At 54.1% G+C, this 207-nt stretch carries 1 protein-coding gene; it reads left to right on the forward strand.

Going from position 1 to position 207, the window contains the following annotated elements:
* Positions 1–74 precede the first annotated feature (74 nt).
* Positions 75–207 (forward strand): transposase (locus KW838_RS30045; protein WP_218500830.1); only part of this gene is annotated, 133 nt, incomplete at its 3' end.

Below are 207 nucleotides of genomic sequence, written 5' to 3' on the forward strand. Positions count from 1 at the left end.
ACCTGTAGGAGCTGCCGTGTAGTGGTCGAACATTTTTGGACCATGATGTAGGAGCATCGACTTAAGGACGCATCATGGGATATCGGGTTGTTACATCTGAGGAAAAAGCGGAAGCCATCCGCTTGGTAGTGGAGATGAATTACTCCATACCTAAAGCCTGTGAGGCCACCGGGGTGGGCCCTACGGCTCTGCGCCGCTGGGTTCTGC

The sequence above is a fragment of the Pseudomonas sp. PDM27 genome (assembly GCF_019219205.1).
Classification (GTDB): Bacteria; Pseudomonadota; Gammaproteobacteria; order Pseudomonadales; family Pseudomonadaceae; genus Aquipseudomonas; species Aquipseudomonas laurylsulfatiphila.